Origin of the sequence: Streptomyces sp. UH6, assembly GCF_013421635.1 — a bacterium.
Lineage (GTDB): Bacteria > Actinomycetota > Actinomycetes > Streptomycetales > Streptomycetaceae > Streptomyces > Streptomyces abyssomicinicus.
Window position 1 is genome coordinate 1 of record NZ_JACADT010000392.1, and the last position, 4944, is coordinate 4944.

Genomic DNA, 4944 nt, shown 5'->3' on the forward strand with positions numbered 1-4944 from the left:
GGGCCGGCGCCCTTGGGGCCGGCGATCGGACGGCCGGCGGGCGAGAGGACCCAGGCCCGCAGATCCAGGTCCGAGCCGAGCAGTTCCAGGACCACGTCCGGGCCGCCCCCGGTGGGGCCGGCCGTCATCATCCTGCGGTGCCGGTCCACCACCGCGGCCAGGTCCCCGGCCCGCTCGCCGGACACCTGGCGCACCACGTGCTCGGTGATGCTCGCGAACGCAACGGACTCGTCCACCGCGAACAGCGGCAGCCGGTGCCGGGCGCAGGCCTCGACCAGGTCGTCGGGGATGCCCGCCAGCTCCGCCTCGCCGGCCCCCAGGGCGGCCACCTGGGCGTCGGTGAGGATGCGCACGAACCGCTCGGAGTCGGCGGGCCCGTGGCGCCAGAGGAGACCGGTCAGGACCAGCTCACCGCCGGTGAGGTAGCGGCTGGGATCCTTCAGGTCGGTCGTCATCACGCCGCGCACCGCGCGGTCCAGCTCGTCCTCGCCGCCGAGCAGCCGCAGGCCGAGCCCGGGGGTGTCCAGCAGTGCGCGGAGCCGCATTCCAGTCGCCGCCGTTCAGGTCTCGAGGTCGTGGAGTCTTCGGGAGTGCTGTGTTCCCGTACGGAAACGTGAAGGGCAAGCACCTCTCCCTTTCATGCGAATCTACAAGATGGAAGGTGTGGCCAGCGAATTCCTTCGTGTTTTCGGCGACTGACCCGGCCGGGTGACAGGGCGGTGTACTGGACGCTCCGAGCGTCTACACGTATCGGACCACCCCTTCGCGCCACGCGCGTAGACCGCAGTTCCGGGAGGACGGCCAGGCATGGAATTCCTACGACCGGCCAGCTGGGAGGAGGCGCTCGCCGTCAAGGCCGAGCATCCCGACGCGGTGCCCCTCGCGGGCGGCACCGACGTGATGGTCGAGCTCAACTTCGGCCACCGCCGCCCGGAACGGCTGCTCGACCTCGGGCGGATCACCGAGCTCGAGGAGTGGGAGAGCGACGGCACCGCCGTGCGGCTGGGCGCCTCCGTGCCCTACACGCGGATCATGGAAGGACTGCGGCCCGAGCTCCCCGGCCTGGCCCTGGCCGCGCACACCGTGGCCTCCCCGCAGATCCGCAACCGCGGCGGCGTGGGCGGCAACCTCGGCACCGCCTCCCCGGCCGGCGACGCCCACCCGGCGCTGCTCGCCTCCGGTGCGGAGGTGGAGGCGGTCTCCACGCGCGGCACCCGCCTGATCCCCATCGACGACTTCTACCTGGGGCCCAAGCGCAACGCCCTCGCCCCCGACGAACTGATCCGCGCGGTCCGCGTCCGGCGGGCCGGCGGACCCCAGCAGTTCGCCAAGGTGGGCACCCGCAACGCCATGGTGATCGCGGTCTGCGCCTTCGGCCTGGCCCTCCACCCGGAGAGCCGCACGGTCCGCACCGGCATCGGCTCCGCCGCACCCACACCGGTGCGCGCGCAGGAGGCGGAGGAGTTCCTGAACGGCGTGCTGGAGGAGGAACGGTGCTGGGACACCGGACGCCCGCCGGCGCCCTCGGCGGCCCGGCGGTTCGCCGAACTCTGCTCCGCCGCCTGCTCGCCGATCGACGACGTACGGGGCACCGCCGCCTACCGCCGCCGCGCGGTGGGCGTGCTGGCCCGCCGCACCCTGGGCTGGGCCTGGCAGGAATACCGCGGGAGCGCCCGCGTCACGGAGGGAGCCGCATGATGCGTGTCCGGCTGACGGTCAACGGCCGTCCACGGGAGGCCGACGACGTCTGGGAGGGCGAGTCGCTGCTGTACGTGCTGCGCGAGCGGATGGGACTGCCCGGCTCCAAGAACGCCTGCGAGCAGGGCGAGTGCGGATCCTGCACGGTACGCCTGGACGGCGTGCCGGTCTGCGCCTGCCTGGTCGCCGCCGGACAGGCCGAGGGGCGCGAGGTGGTCACCGTGGAGGGGCTGGCGCCGGAGGGTGAACTCTCCGCCGTGCAGAAGGCGTTCATCGACGCCGGGGCCGTCCAGTGCGGGTTCTGCACGCCCGGCCTGCTGGTCGCCGCCGACGAACTCCTGGACCGCGAGCCGAAGCCCGCCGACGCCGACATCAGGGAGGCCCTCTCGGGCAACCTGTGCCGCTGCACGGGCTACGAGAAGATCATGGACGCGGTCCGCCTGGCCGCCGCCCGGCGCTCCGCCGAGCCGGAAGGGGGCCGGGCATGACCGACCTCACCGAGCGGCACGTCCCGCCCGTCATCTCCGGTGTCCGGTCCACGGCGGCGCACCGCACCGGTGTGCTCGGCCTGCCCACCCGTTTCACCCAGCGCGCCGGGAACGTCGGCGGCGTGGGGGAGTCGGTGCCGCGCCCCGACGGCGTCCTCAAGGTCACCGGCGAGTTCGCCTACTCCTCGGACCTGTGGCACGAACACATGCTCTGGGGCCACCTGTTGCGTTCCACCACCGCGCACGCCGAGATCCTCTCCGTCGACGTGTCCGAAGCGCTGGCCACGCCGGGCGTGCACGCCGTCCTCACCTACGACGACCTGCCGGCCGAGGTCCGGCACTACGGCCTGGAGATCCAGGACACCCCCGTCCTCGCCCACCGCCGGATCCGCCACCACGGTGAGCCGATCGCCGCCGTCGCCGCCGACCACCCGGAGATCGCCCGGCGTGCCGCGGAGAAGATCAAGGTCGAGTACCGGGAACTCCCCGTGGTCACCGACGAGGAGAGCGCCACCGCGCCCGACGCGGTCGTGCTGCACGAGGACCGCACCGACCACCACGCTCCGCACGTCCCGCACCCCAACGTCGTGCACCGCCAGCCGATCGTCCGCGGCGACGTCGAACGGGCGGCCGCGCGCGCGGACTTCGTGGTCCGCGGCGAGTACGAGTTCGGCATGCAGGACCAGGCGTTCCTCGGCACCGAGTCCGGCATGGCGGTCCCCGCCGAGGACGGCGGGGTGGACCTCTACGTCGCCACCCAGTGGCTGCACGCCGATCGCCGGCAGATCGCGCCCGTCCTCGGCCTGCCCGAGGAGAAGGTCCGGATGACCCTGGCCGGCGTCGGCGGGGCGTTCGGCGGGCGTGAGGACCTGTCCATGCAGATCCACGCCTGCCTGCTCGCGCTGCGCACCGGGCGGCCGGTGAAGATGGTCTACAACCGGTACGAGTCCTTCTTCGGGCACGTCCACCGCCACCCGGCCAAGCTGGTCTACGAGCACGGCGCCACCAAGGACGGCCGGCTCACCCACGTCCGCGCCCGGATCGTGCTCGACGGCGGCGCCTACGCCTCCTCCTCCCCGGCCGTGGTCGGCAACGCGGCCTCGCTGAGCGTGGGCCCGTACGAGGTCGACGCGGTGGAGGTGGAGGCGCTCGCCCTCTACACCAACAACCCGCCCTGCGGCGCGATGCGCGGCTTCGGCGCCGTGCAGGCCTGCTTCGCCTACGAGGCGCAGATGGACCGGCTGGCCGACGCGGTCGGCATGGACCGCGTCGAGTTCCGCCGGCTCAACGCCATGTCGCAGGGCTCGGTGATGCCCACCGGGCAGGTCGTCGACTCGCCCGCGCCGGTCGCCGAACTGCTGAGCCGTGTGAGGGAGTTGCCGCTGCCGGCGGAGCGGCCCTGGGAGAGCGGCGAGGGCCGGGTCGACGTGCGGGCGCTGCCCGGCGGACTCTCCAACACCAGCCATGGGGAGGGCGTGGTGCGCGGCGTCGGGTACGCGGTCGGCATCAAGAACGTGGGCTTCTCGGAAGGGTTCGACGACTACTCCACGGCCCGGGTGCGGCTGGAGGCCGCCGGAGGCGAGGCGGTCGCCTCGGTGCACACCGCGATGGCGGAGGTCGGGCAGGGCGGCGTCACCGTCCACGCCCAGATCGCCCGCACCGAGCTGGGCGTCACCGGGGTCACCGTCCAGCCCGCCGACACCCGGGTGGGCAGCGCCGGTTCCACCTCCGCCTCCCGGCAGACCTACGTCACGGGCGGAGCCGTCAAGCGGGCCTGCGAGCTGGTGCGCGAGCGGGTGCTGGAACTCGGGCGCGAACGGTTCGGCGCGGCGCAGCAGGGCTGGTCCTCGGACGGGCTCCGGCTGGAGGGCGGCAAGGTGGTGGCGGGGGACGGCACGGTGCTGGCCGGGCTGGCCGAGATCCTCGGCGACGAGGCCGTCGAGGTCGAGACCGAGTGGCGCCACCGGCCCACCGAGCCCTTCGACCGGCTCACCGGGCAGGGCGACGGCCACGTCCAGTACTCCTTCGCCGCGCACCGCGCGGTGGTCGACGTGGACGTCGAGCTCGGTCTGGTCAAGGTGGTGGAACTGGCCTGCGCCCAGGACGTCGGCAAGGCGGTGAACCCGCTGGCCGTGGTCGGGCAGATCCAGGGCGGCAGCACGCAGGGGCTGGGGGTGGCGCTGATGGAGGAGATCGTGGTGGACCGCACCACGGGACTGGTCCGCAACCCCTCCTTCACCGACTACCTGATCCCCACCATCCTCGACACCCCGCCGATGCCGGTGGAGGTGCTGGAACTCGCCGACGACAACGCGCCCTACGGACTGCGCGGAGTGGGCGAGGCACCCACGCTCTCCTCGACTCCGGCGATCCTCGCCGCGGTCCGGGCCGCGACCGGGCTGGACCTGCGGCGGACACCGGTGCGTCCTGAACACCTCACGGGCGGGTAAGGGTCCCTCGAGGGAGAACCACGGCGGAAAGGAGCGCGGCCATGCTGGACATCGCGCACGAGCTGCACGGCTGGATCGGCCAGGGCCGGGACTTCGCCGTCGCCACCGTGGTCGCCGTCGGCGGCAGCGCGCCCCGCATGCCGGGGGCCGCGCTGGCCGTCGACAGGGAGGGCGAGGCGGTCGGCTCGGTCTCCGGCGGGTGCGTCGAGGGCGCGGTCCACGACCTGTGCCTGCGGGCGCTGGAGGACGGCCGGACGGTGCGCGAGAGCTGCGGTTCCGCCGACGCCGACGGGATCGCGGTGGGGCTG

Annotated in this window: 5 protein-coding genes; 4 read left to right on the forward strand and 1 reads right to left on the reverse strand. The window is 73.6% G+C overall.

Annotated features, from left to right (window positions below; translation table 11 throughout):
• Positions 1-545, reverse strand: a 545-nt coding sequence (locus tag HW445_RS18320; RefSeq protein WP_180222078.1) for a PucR family transcriptional regulator ligand-binding domain-containing protein, incomplete at its 3' end; no start/stop codon positions are given.
• A gap of 262 nt (positions 546-807) precedes the next feature.
• Between HW445_RS18320 and HW445_RS18325 the strand changes: the two genes are divergently transcribed.
• The 4 genes from HW445_RS18325 to HW445_RS18340 all read left to right on the forward strand — a co-directional run.
• Positions 808-1698: a xanthine dehydrogenase family protein subunit M gene (locus HW445_RS18325; RefSeq protein WP_180222079.1), complete on the forward strand. Its 891-nt coding sequence runs from the start codon at positions 808-810 to the stop codon at positions 1696-1698.
• Positions 1698-2186 (forward strand): (2Fe-2S)-binding protein, encoded by a 489-nt coding sequence (locus HW445_RS18330; RefSeq protein WP_180222082.1) that lies wholly within the window; start codon positions 1698-1700, stop codon positions 2184-2186. Before HW445_RS18325 ends, HW445_RS18330 begins: the two co-directional genes overlap by 1 nt.
• A complete protein-coding gene (gene pucD, locus HW445_RS18335; RefSeq protein ID WP_180222080.1) occupies positions 2183-4636 on the forward strand; it encodes a xanthine dehydrogenase subunit D in 2454 nt (817 codons plus the stop codon). Before HW445_RS18330 ends, pucD begins: the two co-directional genes overlap by 4 nt.
• Positions 4637-4677: 41 nt before the next feature.
• Positions 4678-4944: XdhC family protein (locus HW445_RS18340; protein WP_180222081.1), on the forward strand; the 267-nt coding region annotated here is incomplete at its 3' end.

Bases quoted from the DNA above. Each gene is read 5' to 3' on its own strand.
- HW445_RS18330 (WP_180222082.1), top strand. From the start codon at position 1,698: ATGCGTGTCCGGCTGACGGTCAACGGCCGTCCACGGGAGGCCGACGAC.
- pucD (WP_180222080.1), top strand. From the start codon at position 2,183: ATGACCGACCTCACCGAGCGGCACGTCCCGCCCGTCATCTCCGGTGTC.
- HW445_RS18325 (WP_180222079.1), top strand. From the start codon at position 808: ATGGAATTCCTACGACCGGCCAGCTGGGAGGAGGCGCTCGCCGTCAAG.